The following is a 23,355-nucleotide window of genomic DNA, read 5'->3' as shown; positions in this document are numbered from 1 at the left end:
ATATTCATTGTTTAAGAACTCATGATGTGCTACGCAATTGAAAGACCAAAAACGAACCAAAAAGTCTATTACTGTCGGTAGGTATTTTCAATAGCACTGTCGTGCTTTTGAAACCATAATCAAAATCCTAAATAGCGTCCAAGGCTTCCGCTATTTTTAACGTATTTTGATTATATATACTTACGACAGCGGGTTCCGACGCTGTCGGAATTGGGTTTGAGCTGCTTTCTCTTTATTATTTGTAGTGTCATTCTGAATTTATTTCAGAATCTAAATTTAGTTTGTTTCTTATGTTCATTTTGTATTCGTCCATATTCATTGTTTAAGAACTCATGATGTGCTACGCAGTTCTTGATACAAAACGAACCAAAAATTACTCAAGATATATTTATTTTATTGATTTCGTGAATCTTTGATTTCAAAACGATTTATAGGAAGTTGCAAAGCACCATTCGCTAATAATTGCTTATGTTGTAGTATAATTGGTGATTGCTCTTCAGTCCTAGCTTTGAATTCTTAAGATTGATGGAGCTCATTACTTCTGAAAATCGTTGGTTCCGACCGTGTCGGAATTGGGTTTGAGCTACTTTCTCTTTATTATTTGAAGTGTTATTCTGAATTTATTTCAGAATCTATTGTTTGAATGAAAATAAGATGCTGAAACAAGTTCAGCATGACAGTAGTTGTTTTAGATTGCTTCGTTAGTAACTACAATACAATAAAAAAAATCATTGTACCAGAATCTTACATTATCTATCTTTAGTGCCTTAAAAAACTAACCCATAATTCCTCATGAAAATAATAGGCATAGGCAAAAATTACGTAACGGATGCTTCAGAAATAGACGCTCTAAAAACAGGTGCGCAAACCATATTTACAAAGCCAGAATCTAGCTTAGTCACCAACAACCAAGACATACCGTTTCCTGGTATCACCAATCAACTGGCCTATGAGGTAGAGTTGGTCGCCAAAATAGGCAAGCAAGGTAAGGCCATTGCTTTAGAAGATGCCGATGCTTACATTTCGGAGATTGCTGTTGGTATAGATTTCACAGCAAAAGACGTCCTTAATGCTAGTAGAGAACAAAAAGGCCCTTGGGCTTTGGCCAAAGGTTTTGATGGTGCCTCACCAATGTCGGCATTTAAGCCTATCGCGGAGTTTAAGAACTTAGCGGATATCAACTTTGATCTTAAAATCAACAATGCGCAAACGCAAATCGGTAACACCAGTCTTATGATTTATACCTTTGCAGAAATCATTTCGTACGTCTCTTCATTTATGACCTTAGAACCAGGAGATCTTATCTTTACAGGTACACCAGCAAGTGGTACAGGTTTGGTGGAAAAAGGCGATCACCTACAAGCCGCTATAGAAGGCGAGTTGTTGCTAGATTTTAAGCTGGTGTAGGCTCTCTATTCAAAAGACTACCAAATAAGTATAACGTTAGCCCTTGCACAATCAAGGGCTTTTTTATATATTTAGAATCCCTTAATTAATTAACAGCGACTCTTGCCTGAGGAGCTTTTTTACATAACTAATTAATTCTTTGTTTAAATTTATTGGTGCTACTTTTCTATAAAAGTAGAGTGACTTTTATGATATGTTCCCGAAAATAAACATGTCTCTTAGAGTATACCTAAGCACTTAAAATTTAGCGATGTGATAAAAAAAACGACACTTGTTATACAAATGCCGCTTTAAATGTTTTCACAACGGAATAATCCTTATTGTGAATTGCTTTTATGGTAAACCGTAAAATAAAAATGAAATGATGGGATACTTTTAAAAAAAGTAACGACTACCTAGGCAGTCGTTTAGAATTTTCTGTGGCTTTTAAGCCTTGTTGTGAATTGTCTTTCAGTGACACTAAATTAAGAAAAAAATATAATATGGCAAAATTGGGTTTAGATTTAGGAAGCTCTTCATTAGGTTGGGCAATTAGAGATGGGGAAGAAATTTCTAAAAAAGGAGTGATAACATTTCCCTCAGGAATGGTTAAGGGGCAAGGTGGGTATAGCTCGCCTACGAGAGATAGAAGAGAAGCACGCTCTAAACGAAATCTTATTAGGGCTAGAAAATACAGGAAATGGAAGTTACTTGAAATTCTATGTAAAAATAGTGAATATGTGCCTTTAAATATTTTACAGTTAGAATCTTGGAGCAAGTATAAGAAAGGGCAGGTAAGAATGTTTCCTGAAAATGAAAAATTTTTAAGCTGGTTGTCATGTGATTTTTCTTACCAAGGAGGCAAAAAGTATAAAAATCCATACGAATTGAGAGTAAAGGCACTAGACGAGCCATTAACCAAGCATGAATTTGGAAGGGTTTTATACCATCTCGTCCAAAGAAGAGGGTATAAGGACATTGGGGAATCTGATAAAGAGACCGAAACTCAAATTAAAAGAAGAGGTGAAAGTGGGTTTCAAAAAGCACTTGATAATAACCGAACCATTGCTGAAGCCTTAAAAAACGAATTTTTAGACAAAGGTATTAGAGCACGAAATGAATATCCTTACAGAGAGGAATACCAAAACGAACTTGAATTAATTTGTAAAGCACAAGGGTATAATGTTTCCAGAGATGGCAAATATGGCTATCACGACCAATTTGTACTGAGCCTGTGGAAATCCATTATTTGGCAACGTCCTTTACGTTCCCAGAAAGGAGCCATTGGAAAATGTACGTTAGAACCTTCAAAATTAAGATGTCCTGTCTCTCATCCAATTTTTGAGATTTCAAGAGCTTGGCAATTCATAAATACCATAAAGTATTATGATAAAGATGATGAAAAACAAAGCTTGCCTCAAGATTTAAGGGAATTGCTTTTTAATGATGTTTTTATAAAAAAGGACAATTTTAAGTTTGAAGATATAAGAAGGTATTTAGACAAAAAACTTAAGCAAAAAACAAAATACAATTACCCTTTAAGCAAAAAAACAGGAAAGTACGAAACAAGTGTTTCGGGTATGCCTTTTTGTAATGGGATAATCAAAATATTAGGAGAGTTGGTATATGACTCTCTAATGAATATTGAGAATTACCATATGGGCAATGCACCAAAAATTATAAAAGGTTATTCCATTTTGGATATTTGGCATGCCGTTTTTGATTTTGACGAAGAATACCTAGAAAGTTTTGCAATTGAGAAACTTAACATTGAGAATGTTACTGTTAAGCGCAATAAGAAAGAAGTGTCTTTATCGCCATTAGTTATTCTAAAAAATAAGCTAACTGTAGGTTATGGCGACCTAAGCTTAAAGGCACTGAAGAAAATCATTCCGTTTTTAAAGCAAGGTTATTTGTATAATGACGCGGTTATGTTGGCTAAGTTTCCGGAATTAATGGAGAATGAATGGGAATATCAAAAAGGAACCATCCTAAAACTGGCTAAAAGCAGCCGTGAGTTATATAACTGGCATAAAATGATTGTTGGAATTACCAATAATTTAATTGATGCTTATAAAGGAGAGGTGGAAGACTGGAGGGAAACTGGAGAACCAGTAAGAGCATGGAAAGATTTTGAGTACCTACTCACCGAGGAAGATAAAAGGGACATAATTAATGCTTGTATGGGTTATTTCGGTAAAAATTCTTGGGATAGAAGAGAAGATAAAGAGACCATTATCAATGAAGTAGGGAAGGAATACCAAGAATTTTTCTTCGATTCTAAAAGGGCATATCGAGAAGTGTCTACATTGACTAGTTTGTTCAGTGAAGCACTATCAAAACATGGTATAAACTTAAACGGAGAATTATACCACCATTCCAACAGAAAAAATATATATGGTACTAAAGTAACCGACAAAAATACAGGCAAAGACATACTACCTATACCATTGATAGACAGTATAAAAAACCCAATGTTCAATAAATCCATGAGCATTTTAAGACGTTTGGTTAATGAGCTTATTCTAGAAGGGGAAATAGATGAAGATACTGAAGTGGTGGTTGAAGTGGCAAGAGAACTGAATGATAACAATAAGAGAGCAGCTATTGAACGTTATCAAAATGAACGACGAAAAAAACGGGAAAAAATCAGAGCTTTCCTTGAAGAGTTTAAGACTAAGGAAAACAAATCATTTAATGTTGAAGAGCGTATTCGTGATTTTGAATTGTGGTGTGAACAATCCTTTGAAGAGACTTTTGATGAATCAGGAAAGAAAATTGTCAACAAGAGAAACAGTGAGATTTTAAGCGAAAAAAAAGCTATTAGACGATATGAATTATGGATGGAGCAAAAAGGACAATGTATGTACACTGGAAAAATGATTTCCATTGCTCAATTGTTTTCAAGTGATATTGATGTGGAGCATACTATTCCAAGAAGTCTATTACCAGATAACACAATGGCAAACCTTACAGTTTGCTATGCTAAATACAATAGGGACGATAAAGGAAAATTAATGCCTTTCTTTTGCGAAAATTATGAAGAAGATGTAGCGGGTAAAGGTACTGCCATAAAACCACGCTTAAGGGAATGGGAAAAAACTAGGGATAATTACAAGTCCTTATTCGAAAGCAGGCTAAAGTCCACTGGAAACGAAGATGAGGCCAAAAAGAGCAAGCGTATCCAAGAAAAGCATTACTACAGGATGCATTATGAGTACTGGAAGAATAAAGTAGAGCGATTTACAACTGATGAGGTAAAAGATAGTTGGGCAAGAAGACAATTGGTAGATACGCAAATGGTAAGTAAGTATGCACGAGAGTTTTTAAAGACATATTTTAAAAAAGTAGCGGTACAAAAAGGGGAGGTAACTGCTCAGTTTAGAAAAATATATGGTTTTCAGGAAACCGATAAGATAAAAAGCAGGAATAAGCATACACACCATGCTATTGATGCTGCTGTGCTTACACTCATACCAGTTAACAGTAGCCGAAGGGATGCCTTGTTGGATAAGATGTATAAGATGGAAGAAAGAGAAGGTAAGCAATTTACCACTAAACCTTTCGATTCATTTAACTCGCAAAAATTAATAAATAGCATTGAAAACCAGATACTTATTGTTAATTATGAAAAAGATAAAATCTTGCAACAGACTATAAAAAATGTAAGAAAGCGTGGCAAATTACAGTATGTGAAAGACAAATGTGAAAATTTTGTGACAGATGAAAAAGGGGAAAGAATCATAAAAAAATCACAAGGTGATACTGTTAGAAGTACTTTGTACAAACAAACATTTATAGGGAAGATAAGAGATGTAGAACGTTATCCCGACGGTCAACCAATACGTGAAAACGGAGATTGGAAATACAAAACAGGTGAAGATGAATTTATGTTTACCGAACGTAAACCATTAAAAGATGTGCTGTCTAAAGTGGATGATATTATAGACCCTGTCATTAGGGAAATAATAAGAACTCAAAAAAGTCAAGCAACAGACCCTCAAGGTAATAAAATAAGACATGTTAGGGTAAAATCAAAAGCAGGGCAAGTTGTAAAGCAACGTGTCAATTACCGTTCGGAACATGAGCATAAGAACTATTATTATTCAGCAGCAGGTTCAATTCCTTATGCTGTAATGCTTCAAAAAAACATAAATGATAAGATTGAGCGTAAAATGATTCCGGTGGCTTCTTTTGAGGTTTCCAAGGTGTTTATGGCGCATAAAAAGTTCTCACCAGAGTTGTATATGGAAATGTTTCATCCAAATTTAAGTGGTTACCAAGACACTAAATTATTAAAAGTTGGACAAAAGGTTTTGATGTTGAATGACGACAGTGAGTATGAACAAAGGGAAGATGTGGAGTTTCAAAAGAACAGACTCTATCGTATAACCCAATTTGCAAATGATGGAAAAAGGATTATGCTTCAATATCATTTAGAGGCTCAAGCTATAACAGATGTAAGAAAAAATGTTAATGAACAAAAACACAAAATATTAACAAGTGAAGAGGTGAAAATGGGCATATCTAAAATACTGGAAAACACCACTATAACGAATTTAGCTGATAGAAAGAAAGATTTTGAAAAACGAAAATACAATTTTAACGATAGGTTAAATAAGATCGAGAGTGTTTCTGACAAGTTGATAAAAGAGCAAGTAAAAAAGATGATTAATAATTATCAAACAGAATATTCATCATTTCCAGAAAACATAATTCCATCTTTTTTAAAAATCTCAAATAATAATTGGAACTTTCTTTATGAAAATTATGATTTTGAGGTTTCGATATTAGGTAATTTAATTTGGCTTAGTAAATGATAAAACGCACCCTCTTTTTCGGCAATCCCGCCTATCTCAGTACCAAAAATGAACAATTGGTGGTTAATTTTCCTGAAGCGGATAAAAAAGAGGTGATCCTACCTATTGAAGATTTGGGTTATGTGGTATTGGAAGATCCACAAATTACCATTACCAATGGGTTGCTTATGAAGTTGGTACAAAATAAAACAGCCGTTATTACTTGCGATAAGCAGCATTTGCCTTGTGGTTTTTTGCAGCCTTTAGTGGGACATAGTGAGCAGACCGAACGTATGCGTCATCAGCTTAATGCTAGCGTACCTTTAAAAAAGAATCTGTGGCAACAAACTGTTACGGCCAAGATAGATAACCAAGCTCAACATTTTTTGGCACGAGGGAAAAATGCGCTGCGTTTAAAGCGCTATGCTAAAGATGTTAAAACAGGGGATTGGAACAATCAAGAAGCCTTAGCTGCTGCATATTATTTTCAGAATTTATTTGATATTGATGGGTTTAGTCGTAACCAAAAAGGTGTACCACCCAATAACCTGCTCAATTATGGCTATGCCATTTTACGTGCGGTTACGGCAAGGGCATTGGTGAGTAGTGGCTTGCTGCCATCGGTTGGTATTTTTCACCATAATAAATATAATGCGTTTTGTTTGGCAGATGATGTTATGGAGCCTTATAGGCCCTTTGTAGATGTTTTGGTTTACGATATTGTAGAAACAGGGTGTAATTTAGAGGGTCTTAATACCAATATAAAGTCTGATTTGTTGATGATCCCAGCTATGGATGTGGTCATAGATGGTAAGCAAAGTCCATTAATGAATGCCATGAGCCGTACCACAGCGAGCCTTTACGAATGTTTTGAGGGGAGTCGTAGAAAAATACTATATCCAGAACTTAAATCGTCTCTAGAAACTTTTGCCAATTAATATGAATATCAATTATGGATTCTTATTTAACCCGACTCAACCAATATAGATGTATGTGGGTATTGGTGTTTTTTGATTTGCCTACCGAGACCATTACAGAACGTAAGACAGCTACACGTTTTCGCAAAAATTTGCTCAATGATGGGTTTGGAATGTTTCAATTTAGCATCTACACAAGGTTTTGCCCTAGTAGAGAAAATGCAGCAGTACACATTAAGCGCACTAAGAACGCTCTTCCTAAAAAGGGCAAGGTCTGTATAATGCAAATAACCGACAAACAGTTTGGGATGATGGAACTATTTCATGGCCAAAATGAAGCCGATTTAGAACCCCCAAGCCAACAATTAGAATTGTTTTAAACGAGTGACTGTCCCCTCGAGGGGACTTTAGGGGTGTTTTTGCTAATTTCTATAAGCTTCGTAAAAAACAGGATACCAGCTTTTTATAGAAAGTATCCTGTGAATCATCCATAAAATTAAGGAACTGAAAGCAATTCACAACAAGCTAACGTACCATCAGGTGAAGATCATCCTGTGAATCATCCATAAAATTAAGGAACTGAAAGCAATTCACAACTTAAGAACTACTTTCTTAGATAACCCTTTCCTGTGAATCATCCATAAAATTAAGGAACTGAAAGCAATTCACAACGATGGTTCTAGTTTTGTTATAGAACAAGATCCTGTGAATCATCCATAAAATTAAGGAACTGAAAGCAATTCACAACAAAAAAAAGAATTAGACAGAACTAAAGCACCTGTGAATCATCCATAAAATTAAGGAACTGAAAGCAATTCACAACCTTATGTTTCAGACGATGAAGAACAACAAACCTGTGAATCATCCATAAAATTAAGGAACTGAAAGCAATTCACAACTATGTAACAAGCAATCCATTTGCTAAGGTTCCTGTGAATCATCCATAAAATTAAGGAACTGAAAGCAATTCACAACCCTTTACCATCACAAGTAGTACATGTTGCGCCTGTGAATCATCCATAAAATTAAGGAACTGAAAGCAATTCACAACTGTTGTTTAAAGGTTCAGTTGATGGTAGATCCTGTGAATCATCCATAAAATTAAGGAACTGAAAGCAATTCACAACGTTAGTTCTTTTCGTCCGAAACTACCTTCGCCTGTGAATCATCCATAAAATTAAGGAACTGAAAGCAATTCACAACTAGTTTTCAGCATTAACCAAATAACCATTGCCTGTGAATCATCCATAAAATTAAGGAACTGAAAGCAATTCACAACGACTTAGGTACATAAACCTTCTGTTTAAACCTGTGAATCATCCATAAAATTAAGGAACTGAAAGCAATTCACAACTGGTGGGGTGAAGAAGCTAACCAAAAAAAGCCTGTGAATCATCCATAAAATTAAGGAACTGAAAGCAATTCACAACTGTATACAAGTCTTTGGGCTACGTCTAACACCTGTGAATCATCCATAAAATTAAGGAACTGAAAGCAATTCACAACCCGCTTGGTGTTATTGGTGAATTTAAAAGACCTGTGAATCATCCATAAAATTAAGGAACTGAAAGCAATTCACAACCCAGACATAGCAGATGGTGACTATGCTTATCCTGTGAATCATCCATAAAATTAAGGAACTGAAAGCAATTCACAACGACAGCTCAAAGTTAACTACGAGGTTTTCGCCTGTGAATCATCCATAAAATTAAGGAACTGAAAGCAATTCACAACCTAATATATGATTACCTGCTCTCTATGATACCTGTGAATCATCCATAAAATTAAGGAACTGAAAGCAATTCACAACTGTGTCCTTTTTGACATACCCACTTTACGGCCTGTGAATCATCCATAAAATTAAGGAACTGAAAGCAATTCACAACTGAAACTTACAAATCCGCATTGTTGTAATGCCTGTGAATCATCCATAAAATTAAGGAACTGAAAGCAATTCACAACCCAATCTTTGACAATGCTTTTTTAATGATCCCTGTGAATCATCCATAAAATTAAGGAACTGAAAGCAATTCACAACCATTACATCGTGTCTAAATTCATCTACAAACCTGTGAATCATCCATAAAATTAAGGAACTGAAAGCAATTCACAACATGAATGGCGTACAGTTTGAAGTGCCAGTTCCTGTGAATCATCCATAAAATTAAGGAACTGAAAGCAATTCACAACCTATAATCGACCTTTGGCAAGAAACGGCTTCCTGTGAATCATCCATAAAATTAAGGAACTGAAAGCAATTCACAACGAGTTTCAGGAGGTGTGTTGTATTTAGAGTCCTGTGAATCATCCATAAAATTAAGGAACTGAAAGCAATTCACAACGTTAATGCTATCTTTAGATATTTCGGTTTTCCTGTGAATCATCCATAAAATTAAGGAACTGAAAGCAATTCACAACCAACAGTTGCTATAAACTATTATTCGCACCCCTGTGAATCATCCATAAAATTAAGGAACTGAAAGCAATTCACAACGTACCAGAATAACGGAACCGTTTTCCTTTCCTGTGAATCATCCATAAAATTAAGGAACTGAAAGCAATTCACAACAGAGTTTATGCAGCTTCAACACAACATTCACCTGTGAATCATCCATAAAATTAAGGAACTGAAAGCAATTCACAACACCGATGGTGAAGCTCCTAGCGGTGGAGAACCTGTGAATCATCCATAAAATTAAGGAACTGAAAGCAATTCACAACAGCCACAAGCATAATCCAAAGCTCTGCACCCCTGTGAATCATCCATAAAATTAAGGAACTGAAAGGGATAAAAAAAACATAGCAACATCACATAAATAAAATAGATTCCGTGTTAAGCATAGAATGACAAAGGAATAATTTTAAAACAACAGAAAGATTGCCACGCTCGTTCCTCACTCGCAATGACATTAGCCTTGTCATTCTGAACTAGTTTCAGAATCTCATAGTGTATAAAAAAACAGGTTGACACTCTTTTTTCCACACTTTCAATGACTTTATGGTGTGCTCGCCATGACAGTATCGAGAACAAGCAAAACAACTTAGTATACTATTTGTAGTACTAACTATCCTATACTGAATTTGCTTTAGTAAGTTGACATCTCATTTAAGTACAATGATTTACCAATAAAAATAACTATCTTAGGACATCTTATAAAATAATAAACAGCATGGGAAAATTTGAAATGTACACAGACAAAAGAGGGGAATTCCGCTTCCGATTAAAAGCATCAAATGGGCAAAATATTTTAGCTAGTGAAGGTTATAAAGCTAAAAGCAGTTGTGAAAACGGTATCAAATCAGTAAAAACTAATGCTACAGACGATAGTAAATATGAGCGCCTAGTATCAAAATCTGGCGCCCCTTACTTTAACCTTAAAGCATCTAATGGGCAAGTTATAGGTACAAGTGAAACATACTCATCAAACAGCGCTATGGAAAATGGTATTACATCAGTAAAGAACAATGCACCATCTGCCACAATAGACGATTTAACGTAGTCTTGTTGTATTAAAAAAATAGAAAATAAAATACGTCTTCGACAAGCTCAGACTGACAGTAAGGTGAGATGAGATGCTGAAACAAGTTCAGCATGACAGTCGCTAATTTGAGATTGCTTCACTGTGTTCGTAATGACGTTATGGTGTCTCGCAATGCCGGTTAACCACTCCTTAATGTTAACACAATGCTAAATCTTTGATTTTAAGTGAAATTAAACCACAATTAGGCATCCAAACCGATAGGAATTTCGTAACTATAGTATTAACGAAAAAACAAGACTATGAAATTTCCACAATTCTTTCAGAACAGATGGCAAAAGTCCAAGACTAGACCACAACCAGATGCTACAAAAGCAGATCAAAAAAACGCAACGACTAGAATCTCTAAAGGATTTTCTAAAGAAGAGTTAGCATTTTTATTTATCTAGCCGCTGGCTATCAGTATGTATATAAAGCCTATGTGATGTTTACAGAACGCTCTGTAACAAAATAGCATAATAGGCTACCTATAGTTATAAGAACAGTATTATAACTATGGTCTTTATAGAGATTACACATCAAGCAGCGCAAAACCCTAATCCTAAGTTTAAGGACAAGCTTAGTACACTAAAAGCTTTGTTACAAGAACTAGTGCAACGGGACCTGCCAGATACGGCCATAACTTATATAAATACTCAGCTTGAGGAACTGAATGCTAAAGCTACTACAGATCCTAAGCTGTACAAAACGGTTTGGGCTAAACAGAACTGTATCCTTAAATATTTAGAAAAACATTTAAAGCTTGTACCCCAAGGCTATTATCAAAAGCTTTGGACAGTATTGGGCATGTCTACCTTTGGTTTGCCGTTAGGGGTTGTTTTTGGTACGACCATGGGTAACATGGCCTTTTTAGGTATTGGCTTACCTATAGGCATGGCTATTGGTATGGTTGTGGGTTCTAATATGGATAAAAAAGCAGCTAAGGAAGGGCGTCAGTTAGACTTTAAGGGTAATGTGATGTAGTGTTTGGTGTTTGGTGTTTGGTTGTTGGTGTTTAGTATACAGGGTTTCGTTACTTCGAGTGATTTGTGAGTTTCGAGCAAATTGTATCGAGAAGCCTTCCGTGCTTATCGTCATTGCGAGCGAGGCACGACCGAAGCAATCTTTAACTTGCTACTGTCATGCTGAACTTTATTCAGCATCTCACTTTCATTCATGTAACAGATTCTGAAATAAATTCAGAATGACAAATCATCAAAAGCAATATGGCTCAAATTTAATTCCGACACGGTCGGAACCAACGATTTTAAGAAGTAATGAGCACACATCAATCTTAGGAACTCAAATCTAGGATTGAAGAACAGTCACCTATTTTAATACCATATAAGCAGTTATTAGCGAATGGTGCTTTGCAACTTCCTATAAATCGTTTTGATTTTTTGGTTCGTTTTGTATCAAGACAAAATGAACATTAAAGAAGGACTTTGACAGGCTCAGTGTGACAGCGCGAATAAATAATAGTTTAATAAATAAAGAAGTAAAGTTTTATCGAGATCACCTAAAAGATCTCAAACACATAGCCGAGTAGCCAGTACAGGATAAAAAACACTACAATAGTGCCTATGCAGCCGCATTTGCCACCGCCAATTTTCTTGGCACCCCAAGCGGCACCTATGATACGTAATAGTTTTTCCAAAATAATGTATTAAAAAAAATCACGCCTTTTAAGTCTGTAGTTACAAACTTAAGTAGGTGTGATATAATAAACTTGCTCCCAAGTATAGGAAGCCTGCTAATAGGACAAGGCCTGTTATAAAATAAAATTGTTTCTTTTTTTCTTCTTTTGACTTCGCTTTTCTTAAAGTTCTGTCGTTTACTGCTTGTTGGTTAAGACTTGTTGCATGTGTTGCCATTGTAATACATTTTTAAGATTAACACCGATTTGTTGCTTAGTTGTTGTTGTCTATATATATTAATCTAAAATGTTCTTAGGGGGTAATGGGTCAACTTGTGATTCTAATTTTAATACGTGTTTATGGTTTAACGTTTCTATTAATATGGCTCTCTGGTGTTTAAGCGCATATTCCTTAGATACAAATTTATAATAATCTTTGACAATTCCAACATCAGGGGACTCTTTTCTACCCCATTTTACTGTGGTTCCTATAGCAATCATATGTTATTGTTTTTAAAATTTATATCTATTTTACGCGCTCTACCACATGGTGTTACACCGCTTTTTTATTGATTTTTGTTCGCGCTGTACCTAAAAGCCCATTATAGAATTGTAAAACCTCTTCTTCAGACTTAATCTGTTTTACTACAGTACCATCAATTGCAATAGGGTATTGTAGTATATAAGGCTTTTGGTTAATTAGCCTAAGCCAATCGCCTACCGTATTGTGTTCTGTACCTAGGTGTTGTAATGCTGGTGATACCTCAGGGTTTAAAAGCCCTCCTAAATCTACATTCATCATCGTGGTAATCTCTAGCCATATCATATCCGATAGCGTTTCACTATCAATATCTATACACCGTATTGGGGTGTCCATTGATGCTATGAGGGTCTCACAAGCTTTACCTACGTTAGAGCTTTCAGAATAGATGAGAATGGATTGTTTGTTTTCTTTTGATAAAAAAGCCATAATACGATATTGTTTTTTCCAAAACTACTTCCAATACACCTAACCTGTTAACTCTAAAACTTATAAAGTTGACTCATACAAATTTACCTCTAAGTCTTGTGTAAAGTGTAATTTACTGGTTAATAAAGTGTTATTTGCATATAAATTTAGTGTTAAGGCATTTTTATGATATTCTTAACAGGGATTCGGGTTGAAAAGTGAATCTGTTAAAATTGTAAGATAATTAATACTTCAAATTATGTAATTCTCTGAAAACAAGGGGTTTTTGTGATGATGTGACTTTTGGATCGACTTTTCTATTAAAAATTATTTTATATGTTTGACGCACAGTGGTTTAGCAAAACGATCGATTGCTAAGGATAATAACTAGTGTTATCAGCTACTGTATCATCCCCTTAATTTATTAACTGTCCCAAAACGAGTTTGGAACAACTTAACCAGACATGGTATGGCTACAAAATGCCAGCTATACATGTCACAAAACCATTAAACATGGCAAAGAATAATTCCTTTATTCAATTAGAAGGAACGTTAGACGGATTAACGTTCTACAGAAGCAACGGTGAAAACTTGGTAAAAAAGAAAAGTCAAGTTAATCGTAACCGTATGAGAAATGACCCTGCTTACCAACGTACACGAGAAAACAATCAAGAATTTGCTGGTGCCACACAAAGTGGTAAGGCGTTCAGAGAGTGCTTTCCTAATATTATACGTTTGGTAAGCGAACCTAACATCAGTGGTAAAATTGCAGGTGTTATGCGTAGAATTATTAATAATGGTGCTGGTCTACGTGGTCAGCGAACTATTAACCTTGTTGATAACCGTGAGCCTTTTGTTGGTTTTAATTTCAATAAAGCCAAAATGTTTGATAGTCAGTTTATGGCAGCTTCAGCTTTACCTGCTATCAATGCTAACCGTGACACAGTCACGTGGAGTATACCAGACTTTAATACTAGCAATGCGGTAAAAAAGCCCGAAGGAGCTACGCATTTTAAGTTGGCTTTAGCGGCTGGATATGTAAGCAATTATGAATGGGTTTCTGCTGTTCATGCTTATGAGCCTGTTGAAGATACACCAAATGGTGTAGGAAGTATTACATATAGTGATGCTATTGAGATAGGCGGAATGGTTGGTAGTGCTACAGACATTGTAGTAGACCTTACAGCTTACGCACCGATACCTGTAACAACAGCATTGTATGCTGCAACCGCTATTGTGTTTTATCAAATGGTTAACGGTGAGCTTTACGAACTTGCCCAAGGTCATTGCATGAAAATAGCAACAGTAGGGTAGTAGGTATTTAGTGTTTGGCTTTTGGTCAAAGGCTATTGCTAACTACTTTATTGTATTAAGTTTTATATCCCGTATGGTTTTGCTGTACGGGATTTTTTTTTGCTTTTATAAGTCGAACACATTAGCTATTATAAACCGTCTATTAACCAATGATCTTAGCCGAGGCTAAGCCGAGGTTAAGCCGACGTTGTGCCGAGGGAAACCCAAGGGGCTACAGAGGAGAAGTCAAGATAATTTTGAAGGGCTATTGCTCCTCATCACAAAGAAATAATAAAGAGTAACATTGTATAGACCACATTCTAAGCAATAATTATTATAATTGTAATAGAGATTAAACAAACAAATTAAAGCATATATACAACGATGAAATTACTAGGAATAGGCTCTAGAATTGAACATTCAGAATACGGAAAAGGTGTGGTAACAAACGTAACGTCCAAACACTATTGGGTAACCTTTATAGATCAAGGATTAGAAACCATAGATATTGATAGTGAGTACGAGGTTATAGAAGCCACAGAAGATGATGTCGATACAGTAAGTTTTTACGAAGTAGAACGCAGCCTAAAAGCAATACTAAAGCAATGGTCAGATGTGTCTGAGGTAGTTGCCATAGCCGACAAATGGAAAGGTGGAAAAATTATCATGGAACCAGGTGATCCTAACCTACAAAGTAAAGAATTACCTATTGACACTTTCTTTCATAAAATCACTATGGTGCGCGATCGCTTAAGAGTAATGGAACAGAAAATAAACTCTAGCAATAACCTTGACGAGCAAGAAAAAATAGACTTACAGCAATACATCACCAGAAGTTATGGAAGTCTTACAAGCTTCAATGTGTTATTTAAGCTGAAGAGTCAGCAGTTTGTAGGCCAGAAATCTAAATAGTTTTTATAGCTCTGTTCCTTTGATATCCTCAAGTTCTAATCCAAATATCAAGAACTTGTGAAAGGTAGGGAGTAGTGCTCCTGTGTCTGTAGTTGTCCAATTTTCCCATGTGGCCTCAAGGCCGTCAATAGGAAGGATGTCTACCCACATCTGAAAGCTTTTGGGTTTACCATCCTTATCTAAGTGCCACAAATAAGAATCACCAGGTGTTGATCCACCAGTAGTATAAGTCACTAAGAGTGCCTCCTCATTGGAGTCTGTAGTGACTAGGCGTCTTTCAACACCTTTATCAAACACTTTATAAGGGGCAACCAACCAAAAGGAATCATTATTAAAAAAGTTGATGGCTTTGTCTATATACTTTTGTTGTTCCACACCATTGTATTCCTGTTGCGCTACAAATACTTTAGATTGACTATAGTCCTTAAGGTCTAAGATGACTGTGAAATCATCCCAATAGACTTCACATTTTCCGTCACGCTTATACCATTTGTAATGATGCCTCCCTTTGAAAGTCCACTCTAAATAATCTGTATTCAAATAGGCGTCTTCGTTTAAGGCATCGAGCATTTTTGTAGCAAGTGCATCTGCTTTGGCTCCTTGTTGCCCTGTTGGTAAATCTTCATCATATTTTAAGTACATAAAACCAAACAGTAGGAGAGACGGTAGGGTAAAGAAAATGATAATGCCTCCTATTATTTTTAATGCTTTTTTGAATATGCTTTTTTTTGCCAATGCTATGTTGATTAAGCTTTACAGTACTTCAACTAATAAAGCGGTTATTATTTTAAAATTTTATGATCTCTACATGATGTGATATCAAAACTAAAGCGATACTCTTAGTTATCTGATTTATAGCCTTGAGGACGTTTCCATCTTACAGGTGCTTTTGGTTCTGGTTTCAACTCAAATTCATTGTTTTCTAACAATTTCATAGCTTCCTTTACAGCACGCTCCAATTGTGGATCGATGCCTTGTGTTGTCAACTTTGGGTCTTGTATAACTTCAATATCTGGAGCAACTCCTTCACCTTCAACAGCCCAATTACCATCTACATCATAGAATCCACCACGTGGCGCCACCATGTGTCCACCATCAATAAAATAGGGTGTATCCCAGGTACCTACTAAGCCTCCCCAAGTTCTGGTTCCTATTAAAGGGCCAATATTTTTCATCTTGAACATGTATGGTAATAAGTCACCACCAGAGCCAGCACGTTCGTTTATAAGCATTACTTTTGGTCCCCAAATACCAGCAATTGGTGTGGTCCAAGGTCTGTTGTCGTTAGCCTTACTATTAAAATAGCCAAGCAGTTCACGAGACATCACATCTATCATATAATCTGCTGCGGAACCACCACCATTATTTCTTTCGTCAATAATTACACCTTTCTTATCTTGTTGCGAGAAATAGTATCTGTTGAAAGCTGTAAAACCAGGGCCACCAGTATTTGGAACATAGACATAGGCTAGCTTTCCATTAGATAATTCGTCAACTTTTCTGCGATTGCTTTCCATCCAGTCGATAGTTCTTAAGCCTCGCTCGTTATTTACAGGCTTAACTAAAATAGTTCTAGCATCCGTTTCTGAAGGTTTATTATTTACAGTAATGTTTATTTCTCTCCAAGCGGTTTGCTCTAGTAATTTATATGGATTGGTTTCAGATGTCAATTTTTGACCATTAATTTCAAGAATGTAATCCCCTTCTTTAACGTTGATTCCTGGTTGTGCTAATGGTGATACAATATTAGGGTTCCAGCGTTCGCCTGTATAAATTTTCGCAATTCTGTATGTACCGTTTTCCGCTTTTAGGTCACAGCCCAAAAGACCAACTGGCACACGATCAATATCAGGGAAATCACCACCAGAAACATACGAGTGTCCTACGGCAACTTCACCACTCATAATATCTACAACATAATTAAGGTCGGTTCGGTGACGCACATGATCTATCCAAGGCGCATACCATTTGTAAATATCATCCCAAGGTGCTCCGTGCACATTATCTACATATAAGAAGTCTCTCATAAACCTCCAGCCTTCTTTGAAAATTTGATGCGCTTCAGCTTTAGGATCTATTTTTACTTTTATATCGAGCTTTAAATTGTCTTTTCCTGGTTTTGGTGGTGCGGAAGCATCTGTTAACACCCAGCTCCCTTTTTGAAATAGTAAAATTGAGTTTCTATCTTCGGACGCTACCATTTGAAATACTCCATCTGTAAAATCAGATGCTTCATTTTTTTCCACATCATAGGTGTGTACTTTTAGTCCTGTTGCGTTAGGTATAGCTTCAGCAACAAATACTTTGTTTTTTGGACCTTTCAGTAAGCCTACATAGTTTCTGTCTGGCATGTCTAAAGCCACAGCACGGTCAAAAATGCCATCTTCATCTATGGTTACAGTGATACCATTATCTTTTTTCTCTTCTTCTTTTTTGTCTTTGTCTTTTGAATTTTCTTCCTCTTTTTTAACGTCTTCCATATCATTTTTTGGAAGGTTAGGAGCTTTATCATTTTTGCTCAGTACTACAGCATAAAGACTACGTGTTAAGTTAGCTGCAGGATCGTAATTACTCATATCTAACCAACCTGACTGTAAACCGTAATTGGTACTAGCCAAAGTATATAGGTATTTTCCTGAAGCATCCCAAACCGTTGTAATGGCATCGGCAATTGGATCTGTAATCTGAATCGTTTTTTTGGAATCTACATTGCAAGCAAATATAGCTTTGAAGTGACTTTCTAATTGTTTAGGGAATGCAATCCATTTACTGTCTGGTGACCAAACAGGATTCATAGTACGGTTTGGATGTGCATAACGGTCTGTGGCAACGATACTCGTTTTTTTTGTATCTAGATTCAATATCCAAATATTATAATCTGTATCTGAGTAAGCAATATATTTTCCGTCTGGTGACCAATCAGGTTGAAAATAAAATGTAGGGTTGGGTAGCTTAATGGTTTCAACATTTTCACCATTTTGATCTGCTAACATTAATTGATATTCTCCACTTTCATCAGAAAACCAAGCAATTTTATCTCCTTTTGGAGACCAAATAGGGTTTCTGTCAGCTACACCTGGCGAATTGGTAATGTTTATCCAGCTTCCGTTTTCTTTTGGTACCGTAAATATTTCCCCACGATATTCAAACAAGGCACGCTTACCTGTTGGAGAAAGATTAGGATTAGAAAGTTGTCTGGCAGACACATCTTCCCATTTTGTTCTGTAGAAGTTTAAATCTGCTTTTACATCAATATTTAATTGTTCAGTTTTTTCTGTTGAGGGATTGTATACATGCAAATAACCTCCTTGTTCGTATACGATTTTATCATCACTAGCATCAAGACTTTTGACATCAAACTTTTTATGAAACGTAATTTGCTTTTCTTCTTTTGTTGAAGGGTTGAAAGACCAAATATTCATAGTAAAATCACGTTCAGACATGAAATACACTGAACCATTTAACCAAACAGGATCTAAGTGACGTTCTTTAGTTGGTTGAGACGTTCGTACAAGTGCTTTCGTTTTCAAATCTACAACCCAAATTGGCATAGCTTGTCCACCACGATAGTTCCTCCATTCTGCATCCCAGCCTGTGATAGGAGTGTAGGCAACGTATTTTCCATCTTTGGACATTTCACCATAGGCAGCTCTTGGTATTTCTAGGGCTTCTGGTAAACCTCCGTTGGTGGCAACCGTAAAAAACTTATTGGTCATTGTTGGTTGACTTTCTCTATTAGATCGAAAAAGTACTTTACCATCGGGAGTCCAGCCCTGTACATAATCACCACTTGGGTGGTATGTTAATCGTTTAGGTTCTCCACCTTCAGCAGGCATTACAAACACATCAACATTACCATCATATTCTGCAGTAAAAGCAATTTGTTTACCATCATTAGAAAAGTGAGGGCTAGATTCGTAACCATCATCGCTAGTTAAACGTACGGCTGTTCCTCCTTTTGTTGAAGCTTTCCAAAGGTCGTTTGCATAAACGAAAACAACATCATCACCGTGAAGGGTTGGTTGTCTTAGTAATTGTGTGCCTTGAGAAAAAGAAAATAGCGAAAGGCATAACGCCGTAATGGCAGTGAAATTTTTCATTGTGGTTGATTTAATGAGGTAAGTCTTTTGATGATTGGCGAAGTTAAATATACAAAGAAGTACTGTTGAATTTTGTAAAAGGGTGTTAAAAACCTACGGCAATATCATCTCCTCTTGGATCTGCACCTCCTTCAAGCATGCCGTTGTCTAATACCAAAATGCCATCTACAATACCAATAATAGGCGATTTGGTTTCGTTGATGGTATATCCTAATTCCTGAAGTTCTTTTATTAGGGACCTGCTAAATCTGTTGGGTTCCATTCGGATTTCGTCTGGTAACCATTGGTTATGAAAACGTGGAGCTTCAACAGCTTGCTGCATGGTCATCTCAAACTCATGAACGTTAAGGATAGTTTGAAATACAGAAGTAATTATTGTAGAACCTCCAGGTGTTCCGACGGACATATAAAGTTCACCGTTTTTTTCAACTATAGTTGGTGTCATAGCACTTAACATTCGTTTTTCTGGAGCAATGCTATTCGCTTCTGCTCCAATAAGGCCGTAGTAATTTGGTTCGCCTGGTTTACTACTGAAATCGTCCATTTCGTTATTAAGAAAAAAGCCGAGTTCATCAATATATACTTTTGAACCATAACCTCCATTTAGTGTTGTGGTTACCGCAATAGCATTTCCAAATTGATCAACAATAGAGTAGTGGGTCGTTTGATCACTTTCATAACCTGTAATTTTTCCACGTGCTATAGAATCCACAGGAGTTGGCTTTTCAAACGAAAAATTTGCCATACGTTTTGAGAGGTACCTTTTGCTTGTAAGGGTATCAATTGGCATATCCACAAAGTCTGGATCTCCAAGATAATGACTGCGATCTGCATAAGAACGTTTTTCAGCTTCTACCAAAACTTGAGTATATTTTACACTATTATGACCAAGTTCTTTTAAGTCAAAAGGTTCTACCATGGTCATGATTTGGTTGAGGCAAACACCACCAGAAGAAGGAGGTGACATAGATGTAATAGTTAAATCATCATATTGAAATGAAATAGGATCTCGCCATTTGGCTTCATATTTAGCTAAATCTTCCATCGTAATAATGCTTCCTCTAGCTTGGAGTCTTTTAACCAAAATTTCGGCAATCTTTCCTTTGTAAAACTCATCTCTACCATTATCTGCAATACGTTGAAGGGTTTCAGCTAAAGCACTATTTTTTATGGTGTCGCCTGACTTTAGCTTATTGTTGTAAAGAATTTCTTTTCCGTTTACGGCTCTGATTAAACTATCGTAATGAGCAATACGTAATTCTTGCTTTTCTGTAATTACATAACCGTTTTGAGCAAGTTCTATTACAGGTTTTAAGATGATAGAAGGCTCTAGTTTACCAAATCGCTTTTGAGCTTCAAAAACACCAGCAATAGTTCCAGGAATACCAATAGCCATACTACCAACCGTACTTTTATTTGGGATGATATTTTCATCATCATCTAAGTACATGTTTTTTGTTGCTGCTAAAGGTGCTTTTTCTCTGTAGTCCAACGCTCCTTTTGAACCATCAGCCAGTCTGTAAACTAAAAATCCACCACCACCAAGATTCCCAGCATATGGATAAGTTACAGCAAGTGCCATTTCGGTAGCCATCATAGCATCAAAAGCATTACCACCTTGTTTCAAAATTTCAACACCAATTTTAGAAGCCTCTTCTCTTGCACTAACTACCATGGCATTTTTTGAAGTAACACCTCGTAAGTTTTGCTCTTTAGATTCAACATTGCTTTTACAGTTAACAAGACATAGTGCTGCAATGCAAAAGGAAAGAAAGTGCTTCATAAATTATATTGTTTCTCGATTTCTAGACGTTTGTCTTCACTGAATTTTATTAAATCATCAAAGAAAATTGTGAATTCTTTTTCGAATAAATCATAATATTTCTCAAGTTCATAAGTCGCGTTATTCATTTTAGAACGCCCTTTAGTTCGGTGATTCATCCCATTTAAGATTCCCTGAATACCTTCAATAGAAGCATAGCTTAATAGCCAATTGCTTTCAATCATTATAGGTGTCAGTTTTTTGAAACGTTCGGGTAAAACATCTAAATGTCTCACCAACATTTCGTAAAAATCATTCACATATTCAGCTAAAGGAATGTTGCAATAGTTTTTCCAGTTTTTGGCCAAAAAATGATCGTAAAATATATCAACGATTACACCACTGTAATGCCCATAATTTTCATGAAGGCGCTTCTTACTTTGCTTAACCACCAAATGGCTATCCGTAAATGTGTCAATTTCACGATGTAGCTGTATACCAGCTTGCATAGGTACAGGAAATCGGGTATAATCTTTACCTCTAACGCCATCTCCGGCAAAATTTCCGATGGTTAAAAGTTGGTTGTCGCTAGAGAGATAAATGTGGGCCAAGAAGTTCATAATTCGAATTTACAAATTCATAATAACATTATTTACTATAACCCTTATATTTGTTGAAAATCTAAAAACAAACTATGACTTTAATAAAATCTATATCAGGAATACGTGGCACCATTGGTGGTGCTGTTGAAGATAATTTAACGCCAATTGATGCGGTAAAGTTTGCAGCAGCTTATGGGACTTGGATTAAACAACAACGTGATAAGGAAAACTATAGGGTTGTAGTAGGGAGAGATGCACGTATTTCTGGAGAAATGATTCAGAGTTTAGTAATGAATACCTTGGTTGGTCTAGGAATACATGTTATAGATTTAGGATTATCAACAACACCAACCGTTGAGGTGGCTGTGCCAATGGAACATGCCGATGGTGGCATTATTCTTACCGCAAGTCATAACCCAAAACAATGGAATGCTTTAAAATTATTAAATGCTAAAGGGGAATTTTTGAATGGTGAAGAAGGCAAAAAAATTCTTGATATCGCAGCATCAAATGAGATGATATTTTCTGAAGTTGATGATTTAGGAAAAATCACAAAAAATGATGCCTACATCGATTTACATATCGATGAGGTTTTAGCATTGCCTTTAGTCAACAAAAAAGCAATTGAGGCTGCAAATTTTAAAGTTGTTGTCGATGGAGTAAATTCTACAGGAGGTATTGCTATTCCTTTACTATTAGAACGTTTAGGAGTTGAAGCGGTAAAATTATATTGTGATCCTACAGGCCACTTTCCTCATAATCCAGAACCACTTAAAGAGCATTTAGGTGATTTGGCAAAAGCTGTTGTTAACGAACATGCCGATTTTGGTATTGTGGTAGATCCAGATGTAGATCGTTTAGCTTTTATGGATGAAACAGGAGAAATGTTTGGTGAAGAATATACTTTGGTTGCTTGTGCGGATTATGTTTTGAGTAAAAATCCAGGAAATACGGTCAGTAATATGAGTTCTACAAGAGCTTTAAGAGATGTTACAGAGAAACATGGCGGCATGTATGAAGCTAGTGCTGTAGGAGAAGTGAATGTAGTGGAGTTGATGAAAAAGAATAATGTAGTTATTGGAGGAGAAGGTAATGGAGGTATCATTTATCCTGAATTACATTACGGTCGTGATGCTTTGGTTGGTGTGGCTTTGTTTTTAAGTCTTTTAGCCGAAAAGCAAATGAAAGTTAGTGAGTTAAGAGCTACGTATCCTAATTACTTTATGAGTAAGAAAAAGATTGAATTAATTCCAGGATTAGATGTTGATGGTATTTTGAGCACAATGGAAACAAACTACAGTCACGAAAAATTAACCACAATAGATGGTGTAAAAATTGACTTTGCAAATAGTTGGGTACATCTTAGAAAGAGTAATACAGAACCTATTATTAGAATATATACCGAAGCCCAATCTCAAACTGAAGCAGATGAGTTAGCCGATCGTTTTATTGCTGAAATAAAAGCTGTCGCTAATATTTAG

17 protein-coding genes and 1 CRISPR repeat array are annotated in these 23,355 nt (G+C 36.0%); of the genes, 10 read left to right on the top strand and 7 right to left on the bottom strand.

Translation table 11 applies throughout. The annotated features are described in order from the left end of the window. Positions 1-792: 792 nt before the first annotated feature. From QGM60_RS08705 to QGM60_RS08675, 7 genes are all read left to right on the top strand, one after another. A complete protein-coding gene (locus QGM60_RS08705; RefSeq protein ID WP_281139851.1) occupies positions 793-1,407 on the top strand; it encodes a fumarylacetoacetate hydrolase family protein in 615 nt (204 codons plus the stop codon). Positions 1,408-1,889: 482 nt separating this feature from the next. Continuing rightward, on the top strand, positions 1,890-6,206 hold the full coding sequence (gene cas9 / locus QGM60_RS08700) for a type II CRISPR RNA-guided endonuclease Cas9 (protein WP_281139850.1): 4,317 nt from the start codon (positions 1,890-1,892) through the stop codon (positions 6,204-6,206). Further along, complete coding sequence (gene cas1 / locus QGM60_RS08695; protein WP_281139849.1) at positions 6,203-7,123, top strand: type II CRISPR-associated endonuclease Cas1; 921 nt, start codon at positions 6,203-6,205, stop codon at positions 7,121-7,123. The genes cas9 and cas1 overlap by 4 nt, the downstream gene beginning before the upstream one ends. A 53-nt stretch (positions 7,124-7,176) precedes the next feature. Continuing rightward, complete coding sequence (gene cas2 / locus QGM60_RS08690) at positions 7,177-7,482, top strand: CRISPR-associated endonuclease Cas2 (protein ID WP_281139848.1); 306 nt, start codon at positions 7,177-7,179, stop codon at positions 7,480-7,482. Positions 7,483-7,578: 96 nt separating this feature from the next. Further along, positions 7,579-9,520: direct repeats of the CRISPR family, unit length 46 nt; unit sequence CCTGTGAATCATCCATAAAATTAAGGAACTGAAAGCAATTCACAAC. Between the two features lie 752 nt (positions 9,521-10,272). Continuing rightward, positions 10,273-10,602 carry a YegP family protein gene (locus QGM60_RS08685; protein WP_281139847.1) on the top strand — a complete coding sequence of 110 codons (330 nt, stop codon included), beginning with the start codon at positions 10,273-10,275 and terminating at the stop codon, positions 10,600-10,602. Positions 10,603-10,883: 281 nt separating this feature from the next. Beyond that, a complete protein-coding gene (locus QGM60_RS08680) occupies positions 10,884-11,030 on the top strand; it encodes a hypothetical protein (protein WP_281139846.1) in 147 nt (48 codons plus the stop codon). Positions 11,031-11,232: 202 nt separating this feature from the next. Then, on the top strand, positions 11,233-11,604 hold the full coding sequence (locus QGM60_RS08675; protein ID WP_281139845.1) for a hypothetical protein: 372 nt from the start codon (positions 11,233-11,235) through the stop codon (positions 11,602-11,604). A gap of 713 nt (positions 11,605-12,317) precedes the next feature. Here the strand turns inward: QGM60_RS08675 and QGM60_RS08670 are convergent. The 3 genes from QGM60_RS08670 to QGM60_RS08660 are packed head-to-tail and all read right to left on the bottom strand — an operon-like array spanning position 12,318 to position 13,226. Next, the gene (locus QGM60_RS08670; protein WP_281139844.1) at positions 12,318-12,494 is read right to left on the bottom strand and encodes a hypothetical protein; all 177 of its coding nucleotides are present in this window, start codon (positions 12,492-12,494) and stop codon (positions 12,318-12,320) included. A gap of 59 nt (positions 12,495-12,553) precedes the next feature. After that, entirely contained in the window at positions 12,554-12,757 is a 204-nt protein-coding gene (locus tag QGM60_RS08665; RefSeq protein WP_281139843.1) for a hypothetical protein, read from the bottom strand. 52 nt (positions 12,758-12,809) lie between these two features. After that, complete coding sequence (locus QGM60_RS08660) at positions 12,810-13,226, bottom strand: hypothetical protein (RefSeq protein WP_281139842.1); 417 nt, start codon at positions 13,224-13,226, stop codon at positions 12,810-12,812. 492 nt (positions 13,227-13,718) lie between these two features. Between QGM60_RS08660 and QGM60_RS08655 the strand changes: the two genes are divergently transcribed. Both QGM60_RS08655 and QGM60_RS08650 read left to right on the top strand, forming a co-directional pair. Further along, on the top strand, positions 13,719-14,519 hold the full coding sequence (locus QGM60_RS08655) for a hypothetical protein (protein ID WP_281139841.1): 801 nt from the start codon (positions 13,719-13,721) through the stop codon (positions 14,517-14,519). Positions 14,520-14,882: 363 nt separating this feature from the next. Next, the gene (locus tag QGM60_RS08650) at positions 14,883-15,410 is read left to right on the top strand and encodes a hypothetical protein (RefSeq protein ID WP_281139840.1); all 528 of its coding nucleotides are present in this window, start codon (positions 14,883-14,885) and stop codon (positions 15,408-15,410) included. A 3-nt stretch (positions 15,411-15,413) separates the two neighbouring features. On the opposite strand, the gene QGM60_RS08645 is transcribed toward QGM60_RS08650, so the two are convergent. From QGM60_RS08645 to QGM60_RS08630, 4 genes are all read right to left on the bottom strand, one after another. Further along, positions 15,414-16,145, bottom strand: a complete 732-nt coding sequence (locus QGM60_RS08645) for a hypothetical protein (RefSeq protein WP_281139839.1) — start codon at positions 16,143-16,145, stop codon at positions 15,414-15,416. Positions 16,146-16,249: 104 nt separating this feature from the next. Then, positions 16,250-19,510, bottom strand: coding sequence for a S41 family peptidase (locus QGM60_RS08640; RefSeq protein ID WP_281139838.1), 3,261 nt, complete (start codon positions 19,508-19,510; stop codon positions 16,250-16,252). An 85-nt stretch (positions 19,511-19,595) separates the two neighbouring features. Then, complete coding sequence (gene ggt, locus QGM60_RS08635; protein WP_281139837.1) at positions 19,596-21,293, bottom strand: gamma-glutamyltransferase; 1,698 nt, start codon at positions 21,291-21,293, stop codon at positions 19,596-19,598. Continuing rightward, positions 21,290-21,892 (bottom strand): ACP phosphodiesterase, encoded by a 603-nt coding sequence (locus QGM60_RS08630; protein ID WP_281139836.1) that lies wholly within the window; start codon positions 21,890-21,892, stop codon positions 21,290-21,292. Before QGM60_RS08630 ends, ggt begins: the two co-directional genes overlap by 4 nt. Before the next feature lie 74 nt (positions 21,893-21,966). Here QGM60_RS08630 and glmM point away from each other — a divergent pair, with 74 nt between their 5' ends. Then, entirely contained in the window at positions 21,967-23,355 is a 1,389-nt protein-coding gene (gene glmM / locus QGM60_RS08625; RefSeq protein WP_281139835.1) for a phosphoglucosamine mutase, read from the top strand.

The sequence above is a fragment of the Winogradskyella sp. SYSU M77433 genome (assembly GCF_029911945.1).
Classification (GTDB): domain Bacteria; phylum Bacteroidota; class Bacteroidia; order Flavobacteriales; family Flavobacteriaceae; genus Winogradskyella.
This window is presented reverse-complemented; position numbering and strand designations above follow the sequence as displayed.

Excerpts from the sequence above, each read along its gene's own strand:
- QGM60_RS08705 (WP_281139851.1), top strand. The coding sequence starts at position 793 with ATGAAAATAATAGGCATAGGCAAAAATTACGTAACGGATGCTTCAGAA.
- cas9 (WP_281139850.1), top strand. The coding sequence starts at position 1,890 with ATGGCAAAATTGGGTTTAGATTTAGGAAGCTCTTCATTAGGTTGGGCA.
- QGM60_RS08665 (WP_281139843.1), bottom strand. The coding sequence starts at position 12,757 with ATGATTGCTATAGGAACCACAGTAAAATGGGGTAGAAAAGAGTCCCCT.
- QGM60_RS08670 (WP_281139844.1), bottom strand. The coding sequence starts at position 12,494 with ATGGCAACACATGCAACAAGTCTTAACCAACAAGCAGTAAACGACAGA.
- QGM60_RS08680 (WP_281139846.1), top strand. The coding sequence starts at position 10,884 with ATGAAATTTCCACAATTCTTTCAGAACAGATGGCAAAAGTCCAAGACT.
- glmM (WP_281139835.1), top strand. The coding sequence starts at position 21,967 with ATGACTTTAATAAAATCTATATCAGGAATACGTGGCACCATTGGTGGT.
- cas1 (WP_281139849.1), top strand. The coding sequence starts at position 6,203 with ATGATAAAACGCACCCTCTTTTTCGGCAATCCCGCCTATCTCAGTACC.
- QGM60_RS08650 (WP_281139840.1), top strand. The coding sequence starts at position 14,883 with ATGAAATTACTAGGAATAGGCTCTAGAATTGAACATTCAGAATACGGA.
- QGM60_RS08685 (WP_281139847.1), top strand. The coding sequence starts at position 10,273 with ATGGGAAAATTTGAAATGTACACAGACAAAAGAGGGGAATTCCGCTTC.
- cas2 (WP_281139848.1), top strand. The coding sequence starts at position 7,177 with ATGTGGGTATTGGTGTTTTTTGATTTGCCTACCGAGACCATTACAGAA.
- ggt (WP_281139837.1), bottom strand. The coding sequence starts at position 21,293 with ATGAAGCACTTTCTTTCCTTTTGCATTGCAGCACTATGTCTTGTTAAC.
- QGM60_RS08655 (WP_281139841.1), top strand. The coding sequence starts at position 13,719 with ATGGCAAAGAATAATTCCTTTATTCAATTAGAAGGAACGTTAGACGGA.
- QGM60_RS08630 (WP_281139836.1), bottom strand. The coding sequence starts at position 21,892 with ATGAACTTCTTGGCCCACATTTATCTCTCTAGCGACAACCAACTTTTA.
- QGM60_RS08640 (WP_281139838.1), bottom strand. The coding sequence starts at position 19,510 with ATGAAAAATTTCACTGCCATTACGGCGTTATGCCTTTCGCTATTTTCT.
- QGM60_RS08660 (WP_281139842.1), bottom strand. The coding sequence starts at position 13,226 with ATGGCTTTTTTATCAAAAGAAAACAAACAATCCATTCTCATCTATTCT.